A 17886-nucleotide genomic window follows, 5' to 3' on the forward strand; every position below is an offset into this window, starting at 1 on the left:
TGATATTGAATGGCTGGAGTTCCAGTTCTTCTGTTCAAGGAAGGGACTTCGAGGTCCACAGGGAGAGACGCATTAAGGAATAACATTCTAGCTGCAAGAACCTTAGCTGAGATGCTTAGATCGAGTCTCGGTCCTAAGGGTCTAGATAAGATGCTCATCGATAGTTTTGGAGACGTGACCATAACCAACGACGGTGCAACCATAGTAAAAGAGATGGAGATCCAACACCCAGCAGCTAAACTGCTGGTAGAGGCTGCAAAGGCCCAAGACGCCGAGGTAGGAGATGGGACGACTAGTGCAGTTGTATTGGCCGGTCTCCTTTTGGAGAAGGCCGAGAACCTGTTGGATCAGAACATCCATCCGACCATAATCATTGAGGGATATAAGAAGGCTTTTAATAAGGCTCTCGAGCTACTCCCTCAGCTGTCCACTAGGATTGATGTAAGGGATCTTAATTCCCCCACCGTGAGGGCCAACCTAAAGAAGATAGTCTATACGACCATGGCCAGCAAGTTCATCGCAGAGGCAGAGTCAGAGATGAACAAGATGATAGACATAATCATTGAGGCTGTGTCTAAGGTTGCCGAGCCTCTTCCCAACGGAGGCTATAATGTGAGCTTGGATCTAGTCAAGATAGACAAGAAGAAGGGAGGTACTATAAGTGATAGCATGCTAGTGCACGGTCTAGTCCTGGATAAGGAGGTAGTACATCCTGGGATGCCCAAGAGGGTGGAAAAGGCAAAGATTGCAGTCTTGGATGCAGCCCTTGAAGTGGAGAAGCCTGAGATATCGGCTAAGATAAGCATCACTAGTCCGGATCAGATAAAGGCCTTCCTAGATGAAGAGACCAAGTACCTCAAGGAAATGGTAGACAAGTTAGCGTCGATAGGCGCTAACGTGGTTGTCTGTCAGAAAGGTATAGACGACATAGCACAGCACTTCCTCGCCAAGAAAGGAATAATGGCCGTGAGGAGGGTTAAGAGGAGCGACATTGAGAAGTTGGAGAAGGCACTAGGGGCAAGGATAATAAGCAGCATTAAGGACGCGACGCCAGAGGATCTAGGCTATGCTGAGCTAGTTGAGGAGAGGAAGGTAGGCAATGATAAGATGGTATTTATTGAGGGAGCCAAGAACCCGAGGGCGGTGAACATCCTGCTCAGGGGTTCCAACGATATGGCACTGGATGAGGCTGAGAGGAGCATCAACGACGCCCTTCACTCATTAAGGAACATCTTACTAGAGCCCATGATAGTACCTGGAGGAGGCGCTATAGAGATAGAGCTAGCCATGAAACTCAGGGAATATGCGAGGACTGTAGGAGGGAAGGAACAGCTAGCAGTGGAAGCCTACGCTGATGCTCTAGAGGAAATCCCATCCATCCTTGCTGAGACAGCCGGCATGGAGCCCATCAACGCCGTAATGGACCTGAGGGCCAGGCACGTGAAGGGAATTAGCAATGCGGGAGTTGATGTAATAAACGGAAAGATAATAGACGATACCTTCTCTATAAACGTGTTAGAGCCAGTTAGAGTTAAGAGGCAAGTACTAAAGAGTGCTACAGAGGCAGCGACTTCTGTACTCAAGATAGACGATCTAATAGCTGCATCTCAACTAAAGTCAGAGGGAAAGGGTAAGACAGGCCAAGGAGAAGAAGGAGAAGGCGGGGCCGGTTCCACCCCTTCATTCGGCTAAATAGTTAGAATTTTTTGTACATTAAAAGAGACTCCGATTCCTCAAGATCTTTATAGCCATCTATTTCCTCCAATACCTTCTTCGCTGCAGACTTTATTTCTGGGTCTGTGTAACCATTTATGACTTCTTGTAACAACTTTTTTGTTAGTTCGACTCCCAGAACCAGAACTAGTTCGGTAAACTCAGGACTCCTGAAGTACTCCACTAATCTCTTTGGATCGCCACCCGACGATGAGAACTTGAACTTGGTTTCTGCCTTAGCTAACAATCTCCTCACGTCATCTAACCTCTTCAGATCTAACGTGGTCGGCGACAGAACTTTGTTAGCTATATTCCTCAGAAAATCCGGTTCTCCCAAACTCTTATCGCCTATTGAGGTTATTCTGTCGGCATCTATAAAAGGATTAATACAGAGGAAACACGAAGTTGACCTTCCTTCAACAACATTTAAAAGTAGAACGTCCAATTACTTACTAGTGATTGACTTGAGCACCAAGAGTAAGAAGACGAAGAAGACGAAAGGAGAGGAAGGTGAAGTAGAGAGGAAGCTGAAGGTGGTTTACTCCGATAGGGACGTAGTTGTGATGACCGCGCCCAACGAAGAAGAGCTCAAACAGATACTCTTGGATCTTTTATCTGAGAAACCCATGAACCTGAAGGAGCTCCACAGTAAACTCTCAGGTATAGCCAGCGAAGATAAAATAAGGAGGGCTTTAGCCAGCCTGTCCGAGACCAGGCAAGTGACACTTTTGGATGACGGGAAATACGCTAAGCTGGGAACCGACTAAAATCACGACGTTCTGATGGGGCACGTTTGCCAATACTTGTTACACAGTTGGGCATTACTGACTGTTAGTACCCTAGACAACACGGAACAGAAGGCCACGTGCCCCTTCTCGGTCCTGACCAGTCTGTAATTCTCACATGAACTCTCCACAACACTTGCCAAAATGTTCACCCTGGGGTAAAACTTCAGTTCCAGTTCTACGTTCTCCTGAAAGGAGAGCAGACCTTCTCTCTCCTCTCCCTTGTCCTGATAGAGCCTACAGCCTTTGTAGGTCTTAAAGCACCTGTTGGGACTTACTACACTATCTGAGGGTGTGTCGAGGAGGGGAGACGTACAAAAACCGTTCTTATAGTAGGGGCAAATATCACGTCTCTGCAACTTCCCTCACTATTAGATGTATCCCAACAACCTCAGACTCTCCCTCCCATTGGGGGACATGAAGTCTGTTTACCCTTATCATATCCACGTTAGAGAGGGAACTCACTAGCTCCCTTATATCCTTTTCAGACACGTGGGTTTTACCTGTAAAGTCTTCTACGACTAGTATTTCTGCAACTCTCTTCATGTAGTAACTCTTAGCCCTCCAAAGAGTTAAAAGCGCATTTGCATATTGCACAACGTGGACGTCCTAGGAAGAGTCAAGAGGGAGATAGCTTCTCAATTGGCCCCTCAACTAGGGGTTCAGGTGGAGAGGTTGATCGCAGTAATGGAGTATCCACCTCGAGACCAAATAGGTGACCTGGCAATTCCTCTTCCCGCATTGGGTGTAAAGGGTCAAGTCAGCTTAACCCTCAACTCCAGTTACGTAAGGTCCTACTCTCAGGACGGACCCTTCCTCAACGTTAAGTTGAGGGAGGATGCAATCTTTAGGGAGATCTTTTCCTCAATTGGGGAGGATTACGGCCTCGACAAGGTTGAGAGGCCCATGAGGATAGTGGTAGAGCACACCAGTGCCAACCCCATTCACCCGCTCCATATAGGCCATCTGAGGAACGCCATAATCGGCGATGCCCTAGTTAGACTCACTAGGGCGAGGGGACACGCAGTAACGGCGAGGTTCTACGTCAATGATAGTGGTAGACAGGTCGCAATCCTCATATATGGCTTATCTAAGCTGGGATATCCAGACCCTCCAGCTGGCGAGAAGAAAGATCAATGGGCAGGAGTCATATACGCAATGACCAACATAATCTTGGAAATAAGGGCAATATCAGAGGAATTGAAAGGCACTACAGAGGAGGAATACCGCGAAAAGGTTACTAAGAGGGACGAGCTAGTAGCGTTGGCTGCCGAAATTAGGTCCAGAAATCCCCCTTTCTTTGACAGGATAGCAGAGGGAATTAAGAACGAGGAGGACCCAGAGGCTAAAATAGCTGAGATAATAAGGAAGTACGAAGAGGGAGACCCAGAGACTAGGAAGATAGTCAGAAAATACGTAGACATGGTACTCGACGGGTTTAGGGAGAGTCTCGGTAAGTTAAGGACAGAATTTGACCATTTCGATTATGAGAGTGACCTCCTCTGGTCAGGAGAAGTCAGATCCATTCTGAGGAATGCTCTCTCCTCTCAGGCTAGGATAGAGTACAAGGGGACTCAGGCACTAGATCTCAACAGGTATATGGACGAGGAAACCAGGAGAGAGTTACGTATTCCAGAGGGACTCGAAATACCTCCTCTGGTACTAATGAGAGCCGATGGTACCACCCTCTACACGCTCAGGGATATCGCCTACACCATTAGAAAGTTCGTCTCCCCTAAGGCCGATCTGGTGATAAACGTCATAGCTGAGCAACAGACGGTCCCCCAAATACAGCTGAGGGCGGCTCTCTACATACTTGGATACCCAGATCTAGCCAGGAACCTGATCCACTACTCCTATAGTATGGTTACACTCCAAGGAATGAAGATGAGCGGTAGGTTGGGGAGATACATCTCCCTAGACGAGGTTTATGAGAGGGTGAGACAAGCAGTCCTAGAGAAAATGAAGGAGAAGGGCGACGGGGAAGGGGTGGATAAGATAGTCAACGGTGCCATAAGGTACGCTATTCTCTCGGTGTCAGCAGATAAGCCAATAACCTTTAACATAGGTAGAGTAACCAACTTCGAGGAGAACAGTGGCCCGTATCTACAGTACACTTATGTGAGGGCCTATAACATTCTTTCCAAATACGGAGGAAGAATAGACGTTAATGGGGTGAGTTACGAAGACTTAGTGAACGAAAAGAGGAAACTCCTCTTCATCATTGCAAAGTTTCCCGAAACTTTCAGGAACGCTGCGGACAACTTAGAGCCAGAATTGCTGACCTCTTATCTGAGGCAGTTAAGCGATGTCTTTAACGTGTGGTATGATAAGGAGAGAGTAATACAGGAGCCAGATGAGGGAAAGAGAATGACCAGACTCAACTTGGTGAAGGGAGTGGAAACGGTGCTTAGGAATGGCCTTAAGGTTCTAGGTATAGACTCATTAACTAAAATGTGAAAGTTAAAGAGGACCCGTAGCTTAGCCAGGATAGAGCGCAGGCCTCCGGAGCCTGCGGTCCCGGGTTCGAATCCCGGCGGGTCCGTCCCGTGGAGTCATGTAAACCCGCTTTTCTTGAATCTCTCGTTCGCCTCAGTCATGTAAATTAGAGGCCTCCCGTAAGTTCTTATGTCTCACGGTCCTCAAACTTAATGTCGTGGAAACGATATTATATGGTAGCTCAGGTATTTCCAAAATGATTTATCCTCAGCAATTATTAGATTTCGCCTTGAGTATGAGGCGGTATTTGAAGAAAGTTCTCATGGCCGCTGTTATAGTTAAAGGGTAACGAAGGTATATACAACAATTTAGCTCAATCAGACGTCTTTTAAGCTAAGAGTACGCTCTGTTGAGAAGAGAGTACATGGACACTAGAGTTAAACCCTAGTAAGGTAGCATCTTTCCTAAGATCTCCCGATTTAGTCACCTCCACGTTCAGAAATTGGAGGAGTGATGGAGTAATAGTCACATCGCCCACTTGATGGTAATACCGTTTAGAAGAAGACATTTCTTTAATTAAGGGAGAAAGAGCATAGTATGATTAAAATGCAGAAAGAGCTGAGTATAATCTCCATCTCAAAGGTGTCAGTAGTCAAGCGTGACGGTAGGAAGGAAGAGTTCAGAATGGAGAAGATATTGTCAAAGTTGGGCATGGTTCCAGACGAGATTTTAGACGGCATAGCCAATGACGTGTTGCAAAATGCCAAGGATAACGTCATTGAAACTAAGGTTGTAGCAGACATAGTGGAGAGGAACCTAGTTGAGAACTCCCTGGAGCACCCAGAGCTCATGGATTTGGCCAAGAAGTTTGTCCTAGCCAGGATCTATAATCACGTGTTCGGTAAGGGAGGGTGGAAGTCCTTCGACGAGAGGGATCTCCTGATAAGCTACAATGCCCTGAAAGTTCTGGAGGCTAGGTACTTGCTGAAGGATCCCAACACCCTCAGGTACATAGAGACTCCGCAGATGATGTTCAGGAGAGTGGCTAGGCACCTGGCTAGCGTAGAACCCCAGGAGAGGAGGAGGGAATATGAAGAGAAGTTCTACGAGATAATGTCATCGCTCAAGTTCGTCCCCAACACCCCAGCACTGATGAACTCTGGCACAAGGCTGGGGATACTCTCAGCCTGCTTCGTGCTCCCAGTCAGGGACTCCATGACCACCAAGAACGGGGACGGGATATATGATACCTTGAGGGCCATGGCCTTAGTTCACCAACAGGGAGGGGGTACTGGTTTCGATTTCTCCGAGCTGAGGCCCAAGGGAGACGTCGTGGCATCCACGGCAGGTGTAGCCTCTGGCCCAGTGTCATTCATGAAGATCTTCGACGTCTCCACAGACGTGGTGAAGCAAGGCGGGAAGAGGAGGGGAGCCAACATGGGCGTGATGCACGTCTGGCACGCCGACGTGGAGGACTTCATCAAGGCCAAGACAGGTGAGCTCAAGGACGTCCAGCTCCAGAACTTCAACATATCTGTGGGCGTTTATGACTATTTCATGAATGCAGTGGAGAGGGGTGCAGAGGTACCCGTGATCACCCCCAGGAAGACCAAGATACCTGGTACTGATTACGACTACTACATAGTGAGGGCGAGGAACTACATGGACGAGGAGTGGGTACAGGAGGAGATCCTCAGGGAACTGGAGGAGAGGGGTTCAATCTATCTAGACGAGAGCAGGATAATCACCGTGGATGAGGCCTTGGTCATAGCTGAGAGAGAGGGGGCGGTGGTGAAGTGGGTCAACGCCAGGACGCTCTTCAACGAGGTGGTGAAGGGTGCCTGGGACTCCGGTGACCCAGGACTCCTCTTCATTGATGAGATAAACAGGAGACACCCAGCCTGGTACTTGGGCAAGATACAGGCAACTAACCCCTGTGGTGAGGAACCCCTCCTTCCCTGGGAGTCCTGCAACTTGGGTTCCCTGAACCTGGAGAAGTTCGTGGTGGACGGTAGGATAGACTGGAACGGACTGGCTGAGACCATAAGGTACGCCGTCAGGTTCCTGGACAACGTGGTTGACGCCAACAGATACCCGTTGAGACAGATAGAGGAGGCTACCAAGAGGACGAGAAAGGTAGGTCTGGGAGTTATGGGCTTGGCCAGGATGCTAATCAAGTTGGGCATACCCTACGACAGCGTCGACGCGGTCTTCCTCTCATATCAACTGGCCAAGTTCATTTACTATCACGCCTTACACACCTCAGTGGAGTTGGCTAAGGAGAAAGGTTCCTTCCCAGCCTACGATCCTGTGAGGTACAGGGACATATGGGAGACCGCAAGGGATCTGCAGGAACTCCTTTCCACAGCCGGAGTCCACGGGGAACCCTCGGAGTACGTGAGAAAGCTCACGGCAGAGGTGAACAAGCTAGACTTCTCCACGTTGAAGGACATGAGGCTGAGGTACGGTCTGAGGAATGCCACTGTGGTCTCGGTCGCCCCAACGGGCACGATCTCCATCATAGCTGGCACCTCCTCCTCCATAGAGCCACTCTTCGCCCTAGCCTTCATAAGGAACGTGGCGGTGGGAAGGTTCATGGAGATAGACCCGTTGTTCCTGGACTATCTTAGGAGGTATGAGTTGGACACGCCAGAGGTAGTCAAGAAAATAGCTGAGAGTGGGGAGGTGGGGGACAATCCCTTCATTCCCAAGACCATCAGGAAGCTCTTCAGGACTGCCCACGAAGTCCCTCCCATGTTCCACGTCCTCCATCAGGCAGCCTGGCAACAATGGAACGACTCTGGAACCTCTAAGACCATAAACCTGAGAAGCGAGGAGACTACGGAAACTGTGGAGAGGGTATACATGACTGCCTGGAAGCTGGGCATAAAGGGGATAACCGTGTATAGGGACAAGAGCAAGTCCCAGCAGGTCATATACTTCGGGATAAAGAAAGAGAGGGAGGAAAAAGCCAAGCAGGCTTCCCCCCTCAGGTTGGAGAAGAAGTTCGTGGAGGTAAGTGAGAACTTCTCGGGCGGTTGTAAGACCTGTGAACTATAATCTAGTCAATCTAAAATATGTTTTTATATTAGCGTTCATAATAGATTAATGGTAGTACTTATGTCATTGGTTCCACCTTGTGAGTTCTCAGTGAAGGAGCTATTGCCAGCCATGAGATCCATAATAGCAACCAAACTGGTTAAGGACAAGGGTTATCCTCTATATAGAGCAGCCATGGTCATGGGAGTGACCCCTGCGGCTGTAGCTAATTACATGAATAAAAGGAGGGGAAACGCAGTAAGGGATATAATAGAGAGGGATCCAAGGCTCATGGAGATGATAAGCGATTTAGTTGATAAGATGGCCTCTCCCAACTGGCCGAAACAGCTGTCCACTTATTACTGTATCCTTTGTGCGGAAGGAAAGAGGGTTCTTAAAAAGAACGGATTGGATCTACCTTCGTGTCTTTATGAGACTAATATCATTTTGAAATGATCTTTTTCTTCAAGAGCTGTTCAAGGAGTCTCCTGAGCTCTATGTAGACTAAGGATAGTCCCCACTTAGTTATTGGAATTCTGACTCTGTCGAACTCGGATTCCAGGTTTTCCCACTTTCCCTCGTCGAAGTTCCTCACTTTGGCAGAGGTTATTCTAGCAGGGAGGTAAAGGGTAGAGATGACAGGTCTATCGTTAAGGTTGAGTAGGCCTAACTCCGCCTTAAAGTCCTCATAACGAATGTAAACGGGCAAAACTGAGGATGGTTCTATTTTAAGAAGGGACACCCTATATTTAGGTTGACAATCCATCGTCAGAACTTCGTTAATCGAGTCCCAAGCTAGTCTGTGTGGTTTAGCCTCCTTCCAGTCATTCGACTTGATCAATTTAAGATCTCCCCCTTGAACTTTAAGTTCCCCGTCCTCAAATTCTAAATCGAAAGGAGACCTAGAGACTACGGTTATTCCAAAGGTGTTTTGGAGTGACGTTAAGTAAGACTTCAGTTTAATACTAGAAGCCTGACCCAAGTCTTGTATGTAGAGTGGGTTCAAGTGATATAGGTGGACGTTGTAGAACCCCGTATATAATTTTATTGAACTGACGCCTCTTTCCTCCCCTATCTCTGCGTCTCCCCCCATCTCCCCAGGTCCCAGAGTTACTTCCTTTCCGTCGAGGATGGCCGCTCTCTCCCAAGGAGAGGGATTGAGGAATCCTCTGCCCTCACCGCACGGTATTAGATCTCTAGCCATCGATACTAGACTATCATAGTCAAGTTTTGGAAACGTCCATGGAATTTGGATTTCTTGAAGGGGAGCTAGAGCGTTCATCGGCTCTCCTTGACCTAAAACCCTGACAGCACTTCCGTCAGGTCCAATTAATGTGAGGCTTCTCCTCCAGGACAGAACCGTTCCTGTTACCCTCGCTAACTGAGGCAGTTGTTCGACGCCAAGCAACTCCCCCTCTATCTCCACTGTCCCCTTTCCTCCTAGGATCCTTGAGAGGAACTCCGTCTGGGCTCACCGTAATAGATCAGTCAAATGCCTTTTCCTCATCGATCGGAATCGGGGGTAACTCCTCATCCACTCTTCTCTTTCAACACCCTCCTTATTAACTCAGCCACCCGTCTCCCTTCGGCTCTTCCCCTTACTTTGTCCATCACCCTTCCCATGACAATTCCAAATGCCTTTTCCCCCTTAACTCTCAATTCCTGTTCACTCTCTTTCACCACCGCACTAATTATGGCCAACAACTCATCGTCGCTCAGTTGTGTGTACTTAACAATTATCTCTCTTAGGTTCCTGTTCTCTCCAGGAGAACAATAGTCCAGCAGGATTGAAGGTATAGAATCCTTAGATATTCTTCCCTCGTATACCTCCTCCAGTATCTTTTCAATCACACTATCAGTAACCCTGTTTATATCACCGCCTTGAGACTTGACATATTTCAGTGTGTTCTCTAGGGTTGAAGCTATCAGAGTGGGGGGAACTTTTTGCCCGAACTTTGTAACTAATTTCTCAAAGAGCTCCAGTCTGGGACTGTTCAGAACCTGTTTGGCTAGCTCTTCGTTGAGGCCAAGTTTTAGAAGGCTATCGAGCTTCTCCTCCGGGGTAGGGGGAGCGATAGTCTCTGCCTCTCTGAGTAGGTCTGTCGTGATTCTTATGGAGGGTATATCAGTTTCTGGGTACATCCTGGCAGAGCCAGGTTGAGGTCGCATAAACTTACTGGTTCCGTCCTCGTTTGCGGCTCTGGTCTCTTTTGGTACACCTTCGAAGGCGTGGGCTAATCGGTCTCTAATCACAGAGACCGCTTTCTCCAACTTCTCCCTCTGTCCTACAATGAGTATAAATGCATCACGTTCATGAATGCCTAGGGTTTCCCTTACCTTGCTTATCTCAGTCTCTGTTATTCCATAGTTCGGGAGCTCGTCAGAGTGGAATATCCCCCCCAGTCCTGCTAGAGACTTAACGTAGTCCGAAACTTCTGTCCCGAATCGTCTTCCCGGCATTACCTCCTTTCCTAAGATACCTGCGAATCCTGGAGCCTTTATCCCGATCACTTGACCTCCCCTGTTTAATTCCGATAGAATTACCCTGCTCTTGGTTTCACGAAATAGGTCAGTTAATTCCTTAAACATAAAGTTCTCAAGGAACGTTTCCTTGTCCAATCTAGAACGCAGTGCCTCTCTAATTTCCAGGAGAGACCTCTGCCTCTTAGCCTCATTTTCTATAATCTTAGGGATTAGATCAAGGTCTTGTACTCCCTTTATCTCTGTCTTAACTCCCCCACTGATTGACACGTTAAGGTCCTGCCTTATGGTGCCCAGACCTCTCTTCACCTTACCAGTCAACCTGAGCATCTGACCTATCTCTAAAGCTACCCTCTTAGCCTGCTCTGGGGAGCTTATATCGGGACCTGTAGATATCTCTATCAAAGGAATTCCAAGCCTGTCTAGATTGTACCTGACAGTATCCTTCAACTCCTCGATCTTTCTCGCAGCGTCTTCCTCTATTGCTATAGTCTGGATGGAGATCCTGCCCTCTACATCGTCTAGGTAACCCCCCAGACCCACTATGGCCGTCCTCTGAAAACCCGAGGTATTAGAACCATCTATTACAGTCTTCCTCATGACTAGAACTTCATCTACCGGATTACCGTGTAGTGCAATTGTTATTGCCAGACCTATCATTATTGCCTCAAGGTTCATGGGATGAGGGGGTTCCTCGTCACATTCAACTAGACACGATGAATTCAGAGGGACGTCGTAGACGAATTTTTTCCCCTTCTCCCACTCGAAGTAAGCCGCTACGTCTATCTCACCGAGCTCACTCATCACCGGTTTCAAGTACCTCTCTAGGCTATTCCCAACCTTTTCGTCGAGCTCGGTTGGACATTGGCAGAAGAGCTTGTGCTTAGTGTTCAGCTGTTGATGAACCTCAAGACCGACCTTAAGTCCCAATTTCCTATAATCGTCACTCATATTTCCACCTCGGGAACAGGTCTATTGTATGTCTCAGGTTAATCTCGCCAACTAGATTACTTTGCATCAGTCTTCTCACCTCAGCCAAGTCTGTCTCATGGGCTAATACCCACATTAGTTTGACCAGAGCTACTTCAGGCAACATATCTTCAAGTGGAGTCACTCCAGCCTGTTGTAATAGCCTTCCGGTGGTGTAGACGTTCATGTTAACTCTTCCAAATAGGCACTGGGAGGTCATCCCCACGAACACCCCCTCCTTCTCTGCTCTCCTGAAGACGTCCACGAATTGATCCGAGGTGTGACCTAAGCCAGTCCCCTCCACGATTATCCCTCTCACGCCCGATGAAACCAGGTAGTCCACAATTTCTGGCCTAAGTCCTGGATAGAACTTCAAGAGGAATACCTTCTCCTCGAACTTTGGGCTAGCCTCAACCTCGTCGCTTCTCTTTATGAAGTCGGTTCTTAGCATCTTTATCCTCTTCTCTCTCCAGAACACTTTAGCTAAAGGAATGTCATTAATGCTCTGGAACGCATCCCTCCTGCTCGTGTGCATCTTCCTCACCTTGACTCCCCTGTGAGCTAAGACGTGGGAGTCGGAACTCTCACCGTGCATTGCGACTGCGACTTCAGCGAACTCTCCATGTTTGGCTAGCAGAATTGATGATATCAGGTTAATCGTTGAGTCGCTGCTGGGCCTATCACTACTCCTCTGTGAACCTACCATGACGACCGGACCAGGAAGTTTCTTTAGGGCAAAGGCCAGAGCAGAAGCTGTGAAACTCATTGTATCGGTACCGTGAGCTATCACTATCCCGCTATTACCCTCCTTAAACGCTGATACCACAGATTGAATTATCTTGATCCAATACTCCGGCCTCATGTTCTCGCTCAGGATACTGAAAAGGATCTCGGCTGAGACCTCAGCTATTTCCTTTATTTCTGGTGCGAACATCAGTATTTCCTCGGTACTGAGAGCAGGTCTCACGGCTCCGGTTTCATACTCTACTCTGCTGGCTATAGTGCCCCCGGTGCTTATTATTTTGACCTCGCTCCTCCTCTTCTCTTCTGATGTGACTGGGTGTATTCTGGATTTTCCCTTGCTTATCAACCTCAAAGTTGCGTTCTCTATGGAGAAACCTGCGTTATATCCGTTGTCCAACTTCACAACGAGGATTGAGTCGTCCTTGGAGTAAGATGGCATCAAGAGTCCCCTCACGGTAAGGCCGTTCTTCACTATCTCTACCACATCCCCAACTTCCGCTCCTATCTTCTCAAGTAATTCCAGGGCTTTACCCCTATATCCTTCTAACATTTTATGATATAAGAGAAAATAATTAATAAAAAGTTACATCCTTCTGGCTGCTCTCTGAGGTTTCTGTGACCCCTTTAACACTCTTCTCTCATACTCCATCCTGTTCCTTACTCTAGGGGGCTCCTTGTGCTTCTCTTTAGGCTGTATCTTAGGAGTTTGACCCCTTACCTTACCGGCTTTCGTTAACGAACCGTGAGATGGCATGTCTATCGGAATGTATAGTCAAAACAAGACATTTAAACTTAGAGCTTTTAGACTGATGTGGGCTTTAGTCAATGAAAATTTATCTAGCGGAACACACCATTGGCTCTTTTGCGTTCGATGAATCTGGGAACCTAGTGGACTACGTACTCAATCCAAAAGAGCTAGGTAAAGTTGTTGAGATGCTCATTGCCTTAGAGAACGGAGAACCCATGTCTGCCACAATGGAGCTCATACAGAAGATCAAACCTTCAGACGTAATCCTAGAAAGTGAAGCCGAGTCTTCAAGGATGCAGAACCTCGGTATAAAGGTAACAGCCAAACCACATCATATAGGGGCTAAGAAGCTGAGGGAGTCGTTACCGGAAATAGCGTTAAAGGTCAAATTCGCAGAGACCCCAGAAGAGCTCTATTCCTTCCTGTACCAGGTCTCCCTGGAGTATACGAGGAGGAAGTTAAGGAGGGCCGCGCAGAAGAGGGATCTATTGGCCATCCAGGCCATAAGAGCCATAGACGATATAGATAAGACCATTAATCTCTTTTCTGAGAGATTGAGAGAGTGGTATAGCCTTCACTTCCCAGAGATGGACAAGATGATAGAAGACCACGAGCAATACTCGAAAATAGTCAGGGAGGCTGGCTACAGGGATAACATAACCCCTGAAGGTTTAATTGAGCTTGGCATGAATGAACAGAGGGCCAAAAAGTTATACGATGCAGCAAAGAAGAGCATAGGGGCTGATATATCGGAGGCGGACATAAACTCCATAAGGGAGTTAGCGGGCACAATTCTCTCCCTTTACAAACTTAGAAGTACACTCTACGATTACTTGGACTCTGTGATGAGGGAAGTTGCCCCTAACGTTACCGAATTGGTAGGTCCGACATTAGGGGCAAGGCTGTTGAGCCTAGCTGGAAGCCTTCAGGAGCTATCTAAGATGCCTGCCAGCACCATCCAAGTTTTAGGTGCTGAGAAAGCCCTCTTTAGGGCACTGAAGAGCGGCAGCAGACCTCCAAAGCACGGTATAATATTCCAGTATCCTGCCATACACGTGTCGCCGAGATGGCAGAGAGGAAAGATAGCGAGAGCTCTGGCAGCGAAACTCGCCATAGCGGCTAGGGTAGACGCATATAGTGGGAGATTTATAGGTCAACAACTAGTGGAGCAGATTAACAAAAGGATAGAGGAGATCAAGACTAAATATGCACAACCACCTCCAAGGAAGCCACAGCAGAACAAGGAAGAGGGAAGGAAACAGGAGGGTAGAAGAGAGCATAAAAGGGGAAAGAAAGGAAAGAGGAGATGATAGAGCATGTCAAGTGAGGTATTGGAGACTGTCAGGGAAACTAAAATGGAGAACGTGTTTGAGTGCGTCTATGTAGACGGTACAGTGAGGCTATGCACTAAAAACTTAGCTCCCGGTTTCACAGTGTACGGAGAGAGAACCTTCAAGTACAGGGACGCGGAATTCAGGGAGTGGAACGCATTCAGGAGCAAGCTGGCTGGGGCTATCCTTAAAGGCCTGAAGGAGAGTCCAGTGAAGAGGGGTTCAAGAGTACTCTATTTAGGTGCAGCCTCTGGGACGACTCCAAGCCATATTTCAGATATAGTTGAGCTCAGCGGCAAGGTTTATAGTGTGGAGTTCTCGCCTAGGGTAGTGAGGGAACTCATTCTGGTAGCACAGCATAGACCTAACATGTTCCCTATCCTGGCAGACGCGAGGTTTCCACAAAACTATTCCGCAATAGTTGAGGACGCAGACGTGATCTATGTCGATATAGCCCAGCCCGACCAGACAGAGATAGCAGTCTATAATGCAAGATTCTTCCTACGCGACAGGGGTCACTTACTCCTAGCCATAAAGGCGAGGAGTATAGATGTGACTAAGGATCCGTCTGAGGTGTTCAAAGCCGAGGCTGAGAAGCTTAAAAACGAGGGTTTTGAGGTAACTCAAATAATCAACCTTCATCCTTACGATAAGGATCACGCAATGGTGTTAGCGAGGCTCCAATAGGTGACAGGGCATAGAGACCCTTGTTCGATAAGATATTCAATATAGGTCTCAAGGACCTTTTGGATTCTATGCCCGCAGAGTATGTTACCTTAAAGGAGGCTTTGGACGGAAAGGTCGAAATAGCGCTTAATAACGGCTTGAAGCATAGGTTTGATCCCGAGGAGCTCAGGAAGATATCCCAGTCGATACCCCTATACCTGTGGTCTCTAGTTAGGATACCCCTCATCTTCGTTAAACTCCCGTCTCCAGGAGAGTACAAACTTAACGGCTCTGAGTGGGATCGGAGAGCCCTCTCCATAATACTAGGCAAGGAGAATTCAGTATTATCTGGAGGGCAGATGGAATCTCTCCTCAGGCAGTATAAATCACTAATATTTATTACCCTTAGTCATGATAGTATTTCTGGATCAGACAGAACAGAGGATGAGTTATGATATGCCTAGTCTTCCAGATGAAGTGGTAAGGATATTAGAAGAGGAGTCGAAGGAGTACTCCGTCATAGAGTATCCAGAGAAGTCTAGGAAATCTATAGACGTTATAGCCAAGGGAAAGTACAGGAAATTCGTCATCAGGATCTCTGGGGATCATACATCTAAGGATGAGACTAAGGAATTGAGGAACTTTTCCGTTATTCTGGGGGGTACCCCTGTGATAGTTACGGATGAGACGGAGGAGGACATAGCCATAGGGAAAGGTAATGTCATAGGCCTTTCCTTAGAGGGATTAAGCAGGGCTTTAAGGGGCGAGAAGATTTTCATATATAGGACAAGGGGAGGGATATTCATCAAGATAAGGCCAGACGTTTTGAAAAGGAAGAGAATCGAGATGAGCTACAGTATGGGTGATCTATCCAAGCTTCTCGGGGTGACCAGGAAGACCATCTATGATTACGAGAACGGGGAATCCGATGTCTCCATCGAGGTCGCCGAGAAGTTAATTGATATATTCGGTGACGAGATCATAGGGGATGTCTGCGACGGAGTGCAGAACAACCTCTCTCTTGAGGAACCTACGGCTGGTGAAGGTCTCAGCTCCAAAATAGCCGACAGTCTGGCAAAGATAGGTTTCCTGTCTGCAACTTTGAGACTCACAGCCGTTGACGTTGTAGCGTCCAAAGGATCCGAAAAAGTGTTGGTCACCATAGAACCCAAGAACTCTGAAGAGACTGAAAAGAAGTTAAGGGAAGCCATAAAGATGGCCTCAGGACTTAGGACTAAGCTCTTAGTTATGGCTAGGACTTCGGTCTCTGCAAAGAGATTACAGAAGGATGGGTTTAATATCCTCACTCAGGATGACATTGATAGCCTTGGGGACGAAATTATATGAAGTAGTCGAGGGAAAGGCTAAGATCTTAGCCCCTGACCCCTCTGCATACTCTAGGGAAGGAAAGTATGACCCATCCTGGGCTCCTGTCTTCTATAATCCTAAGATGACTTTTAATAGGGATGCAAGCGTTATAGCTGTTTCACTCCTCTCCCCGAAGTCCATATTGGACTCAATGTCAGCTACTGGGATCAGGGGAATCAGGTACAACCTGGAGAGCGTCTCCCCAGATGAGACTATCTTTAATGACAAGAATCCAGCGGCAATAACCTTACTGAGAATCAACGTAGAGAGAAACGGTCTGAAGAACTATAAGATAACTCAATTGGACGCTAACGTGGCAATGCACCAATTTAAGGTGGACTTTACGGATGTGGATCCCTTTGGCTCTCCATCACCCTTCACTCTGGGCGCTGTAGCCTCAACGAGGAGGGGTGGGGTAATAGCATTGACAGCTACCGATTTGGCCCCCTTAGAAGGTAGCTCCAGAGCCTCCTGCTTCAGGAAGTACGGTGTTAGGACTTCTAAGCTCAGTTACTCAAAGGAGGCAGGACTGAGGATCCTTCTGGGTAAAGTGGTCAGAGACGCGGCCCTCTTTGAGAGGGGGGTAGTTCCTCTCTTCTCCTTCTACAAGGAGTATTACTACAGACTGTTTGTAAAGTTAGAGCCTGGTGCGAAGAGGGCCGATAAGTCTCTCCAGGAGTTAGGCACTATGTATGAGTGCACCAAATGTGGCTATATCTTTCTAGATACCGACCCGTGTATCAGGTCATGTCCGTTGTGCGGTGGATCCTTACTCTCCTCCGGACCAGCGTGGACTGGAAGTATCAACGATGAGGTCTTTTTGGATAAAATGAGGTCTGTTCTCGAAAAATTTTCATATCTAAAAAGCTATAGTGAATTATCATATCTTTTAAATTTATTAAAGAATGAAAATAAATACAAGCTATATTACAACCTCAGCGTCATAGCATCAAAACTGAGGACAAATATGAGGCCTATACATAAGGTCTTAGAATGTCTAGGTGATGCCTCAAGGACACACTTCAATAACGTTGGAATTAAAACCTCGAGGGAGTTCAAGGAAGTTGTGGAATGTTTGAAGTCAAGCTACTGAAGACAGAATCCAATTAGATAACTTGGTACAAGAGCTTGGAGTCACGTGAGCTCCATTATCACATTTGAAGAGAAGTTTACATGTGAAACATGGAATATCCTCTATACTACCTAGATTGACGTATATTTGTTGTTCCTCTATCCTCCTCACAGCAAAGAGCTTAATTACAGGCTTTCCGTTCTCCTTGACTGCCTTCTTGATTATCATTTTTTTATTAATCAATTTCTTCACTGTAGTAGCGAGTTCCCTTGTAGAGATACCGAGCTTTCTTGCAAGTTCTTGTTGCGAGATTCCTTCATCACCACTCTCCGCTATCTTTCTGTGCACTAATTCCTCGTTTGTTGAGATTTTTGTCTCCAAACCATTTCACCTGGGTTAGCTGATTTTATAATATGTGATTGCAGGCTTATTTACTTTACTTCCGTTCAACTCCCTCCCTCATCGAGGTTCCTTAGCCTTGTAAAGTTTAAAATCTGGAAAGGTTTTAATGGGAAACCAGAATCATAAAAA

General features: G+C 47.2%; 18 protein-coding genes and 1 tRNA gene. 11 read left to right on the plus strand and 8 right to left on the minus strand.

Annotated elements, in window-relative coordinates; all coding sequences use genetic code 11:
- Positions 1 to 9: 9 nt before the first annotated feature.
- Positions 10 to 1692: a thermosome subunit alpha gene (thsA, locus tag METMK1DRAFT_RS12745; protein WP_009074813.1), complete on the plus strand. Its 1683-nt coding sequence runs from the start codon at positions 10 to 12 to the stop codon at positions 1690 to 1692.
- A 4-nt stretch (positions 1693 to 1696) separates the two neighbouring features.
- Here the strand turns inward: thsA and METMK1DRAFT_RS12750 are convergent, their stop codons facing one another.
- Positions 1697 to 2050: a hypothetical protein gene (locus METMK1DRAFT_RS12750; protein WP_048088105.1), complete on the minus strand. Its 354-nt coding sequence runs from the start codon at positions 2048 to 2050 to the stop codon at positions 1697 to 1699.
- A gap of 127 nt (positions 2051 to 2177) precedes the next feature.
- Here METMK1DRAFT_RS12750 and METMK1DRAFT_RS12755 point away from each other — a divergent pair, with 127 nt between their 5' ends.
- Positions 2178 to 2480, plus strand: coding sequence for a hypothetical protein (locus METMK1DRAFT_RS12755; RefSeq protein ID WP_009074816.1), 303 nt, complete (start codon positions 2178 to 2180; stop codon positions 2478 to 2480).
- 2 nt (positions 2481 to 2482) lie between these two features.
- Here the strand turns inward: METMK1DRAFT_RS12755 and METMK1DRAFT_RS12760 are convergent, their stop codons facing one another.
- Both METMK1DRAFT_RS12760 and METMK1DRAFT_RS12765 read right to left on the minus strand, forming a co-directional pair.
- Positions 2483 to 2857: a hypothetical protein gene (locus METMK1DRAFT_RS12760; protein ID WP_009074818.1), complete on the minus strand. Its 375-nt coding sequence runs from the start codon at positions 2855 to 2857 to the stop codon at positions 2483 to 2485.
- On the minus strand, positions 2844 to 3044 hold the full coding sequence (locus tag METMK1DRAFT_RS12765) for a hypothetical protein (protein WP_009074820.1): 201 nt from the start codon (positions 3042 to 3044) through the stop codon (positions 2844 to 2846). The genes METMK1DRAFT_RS12760 and METMK1DRAFT_RS12765 overlap by 14 nt, the downstream gene beginning before the upstream one ends.
- 54 nt (positions 3045 to 3098) lie before the next feature.
- On the opposite strand from METMK1DRAFT_RS12765, the gene METMK1DRAFT_RS12770 reads away from it, so the two are divergent.
- From METMK1DRAFT_RS12770 to METMK1DRAFT_RS12785, 4 genes are all read left to right on the plus strand, one after another.
- The gene (locus tag METMK1DRAFT_RS12770; protein ID WP_048088012.1) at positions 3099 to 4958 is read left to right on the plus strand and encodes an arginine--tRNA ligase; all 1860 of its coding nucleotides are present in this window, start codon (positions 3099 to 3101) and stop codon (positions 4956 to 4958) included.
- Between the two features lie 10 nt (positions 4959 to 4968).
- Positions 4969 to 5043, plus strand: a tRNA-Arg gene (locus tag METMK1DRAFT_RS12775).
- Positions 5044 to 5543: 500 nt separating this feature from the next.
- A complete protein-coding gene (locus METMK1DRAFT_RS12780; protein WP_048088013.1) occupies positions 5544 to 7997 on the plus strand; it encodes an adenosylcobalamin-dependent ribonucleoside-diphosphate reductase in 2454 nt (817 codons plus the stop codon).
- Positions 7998 to 8057: 60 nt separating this feature from the next.
- Entirely contained in the window at positions 8058 to 8432 is a 375-nt protein-coding gene (locus tag METMK1DRAFT_RS12785) for a transcriptional regulator (protein ID WP_048088106.1), read from the plus strand.
- On the opposite strand, the gene METMK1DRAFT_RS12790 is transcribed toward METMK1DRAFT_RS12785, so the two are convergent.
- The 4 genes from METMK1DRAFT_RS12790 to METMK1DRAFT_RS12805 form a co-directional block, all read right to left on the minus strand.
- The gene (locus METMK1DRAFT_RS12790; protein ID WP_009074829.1) at positions 8419 to 9402 is read right to left on the minus strand and encodes a hypothetical protein; all 984 of its coding nucleotides are present in this window, start codon (positions 9400 to 9402) and stop codon (positions 8419 to 8421) included. The two genes, METMK1DRAFT_RS12785 and METMK1DRAFT_RS12790, sit on opposite strands and share 14 nt — an antisense overlap.
- 104 nt (positions 9403 to 9506) lie before the next feature.
- Positions 9507 to 11408: a Glu-tRNA(Gln) amidotransferase subunit GatE gene (gene gatE / locus METMK1DRAFT_RS12795; protein WP_009074831.1), complete on the minus strand. Its 1902-nt coding sequence runs from the start codon at positions 11406 to 11408 to the stop codon at positions 9507 to 9509.
- A complete protein-coding gene (gatD, locus tag METMK1DRAFT_RS12800; protein ID WP_009074833.1) occupies positions 11401 to 12720 on the minus strand; it encodes a Glu-tRNA(Gln) amidotransferase subunit GatD in 1320 nt (439 codons plus the stop codon). Before gatD ends, gatE begins: the two co-directional genes overlap by 8 nt.
- A 33-nt stretch (positions 12721 to 12753) precedes the next feature.
- Entirely contained in the window at positions 12754 to 12924 is a 171-nt protein-coding gene (locus METMK1DRAFT_RS12805; RefSeq protein WP_009074838.1) for a 30S ribosomal protein S30e, read from the minus strand.
- Between the two features lie 71 nt (positions 12925 to 12995).
- Between METMK1DRAFT_RS12805 and METMK1DRAFT_RS12810 the strand changes: the two genes are divergently transcribed.
- Genes METMK1DRAFT_RS12810 through METMK1DRAFT_RS12830 form a run of 5 tightly spaced genes read left to right on the plus strand, consistent with a single transcriptional unit; the run spans position 12996 to position 17376 of the window.
- The gene (locus METMK1DRAFT_RS12810; protein WP_009074840.1) at positions 12996 to 14228 is read left to right on the plus strand and encodes an rRNA biogenesis protein; all 1233 of its coding nucleotides are present in this window, start codon (positions 12996 to 12998) and stop codon (positions 14226 to 14228) included.
- A gap of 6 nt (positions 14229 to 14234) precedes the next feature.
- Entirely contained in the window at positions 14235 to 14936 is a 702-nt protein-coding gene (locus METMK1DRAFT_RS12815; protein WP_009074842.1) for a fibrillarin-like rRNA/tRNA 2'-O-methyltransferase, read from the plus strand.
- A gap of 20 nt (positions 14937 to 14956) precedes the next feature.
- The gene (locus METMK1DRAFT_RS12820; protein ID WP_009074844.1) at positions 14957 to 15370 is read left to right on the plus strand and encodes a DUF61 family protein; all 414 of its coding nucleotides are present in this window, start codon (positions 14957 to 14959) and stop codon (positions 15368 to 15370) included.
- Positions 15327 to 16262, plus strand: a complete 936-nt coding sequence (locus tag METMK1DRAFT_RS12825; protein ID WP_009074847.1) for a helix-turn-helix domain-containing protein — start codon at positions 15327 to 15329, stop codon at positions 16260 to 16262. The genes METMK1DRAFT_RS12820 and METMK1DRAFT_RS12825 overlap by 44 nt, the downstream gene beginning before the upstream one ends.
- Positions 16228 to 17376: a tRNA (guanine(26)-N(2))-dimethyltransferase gene (locus tag METMK1DRAFT_RS12830; RefSeq protein ID WP_048088014.1), complete on the plus strand. Its 1149-nt coding sequence runs from the start codon at positions 16228 to 16230 to the stop codon at positions 17374 to 17376. The genes METMK1DRAFT_RS12825 and METMK1DRAFT_RS12830 overlap by 35 nt, the downstream gene beginning before the upstream one ends.
- Here METMK1DRAFT_RS12830 and METMK1DRAFT_RS12835 read toward each other — a convergent pair.
- Positions 17365 to 17736 (minus strand): winged helix-turn-helix transcriptional regulator, encoded by a 372-nt coding sequence (locus tag METMK1DRAFT_RS12835; RefSeq protein ID WP_009074853.1) that lies wholly within the window; start codon positions 17734 to 17736, stop codon positions 17365 to 17367. The genes METMK1DRAFT_RS12830 and METMK1DRAFT_RS12835 overlap by 12 nt on opposite strands.
- Between the last annotated feature and the right edge of the window lie 150 nt (positions 17737 to 17886).

The organism is Metallosphaera yellowstonensis MK1 (assembly GCF_000243315.1).
Taxonomy (GTDB): domain Archaea; phylum Thermoproteota; class Thermoprotei_A; order Sulfolobales; family Sulfolobaceae; genus Metallosphaera; species Metallosphaera yellowstonensis.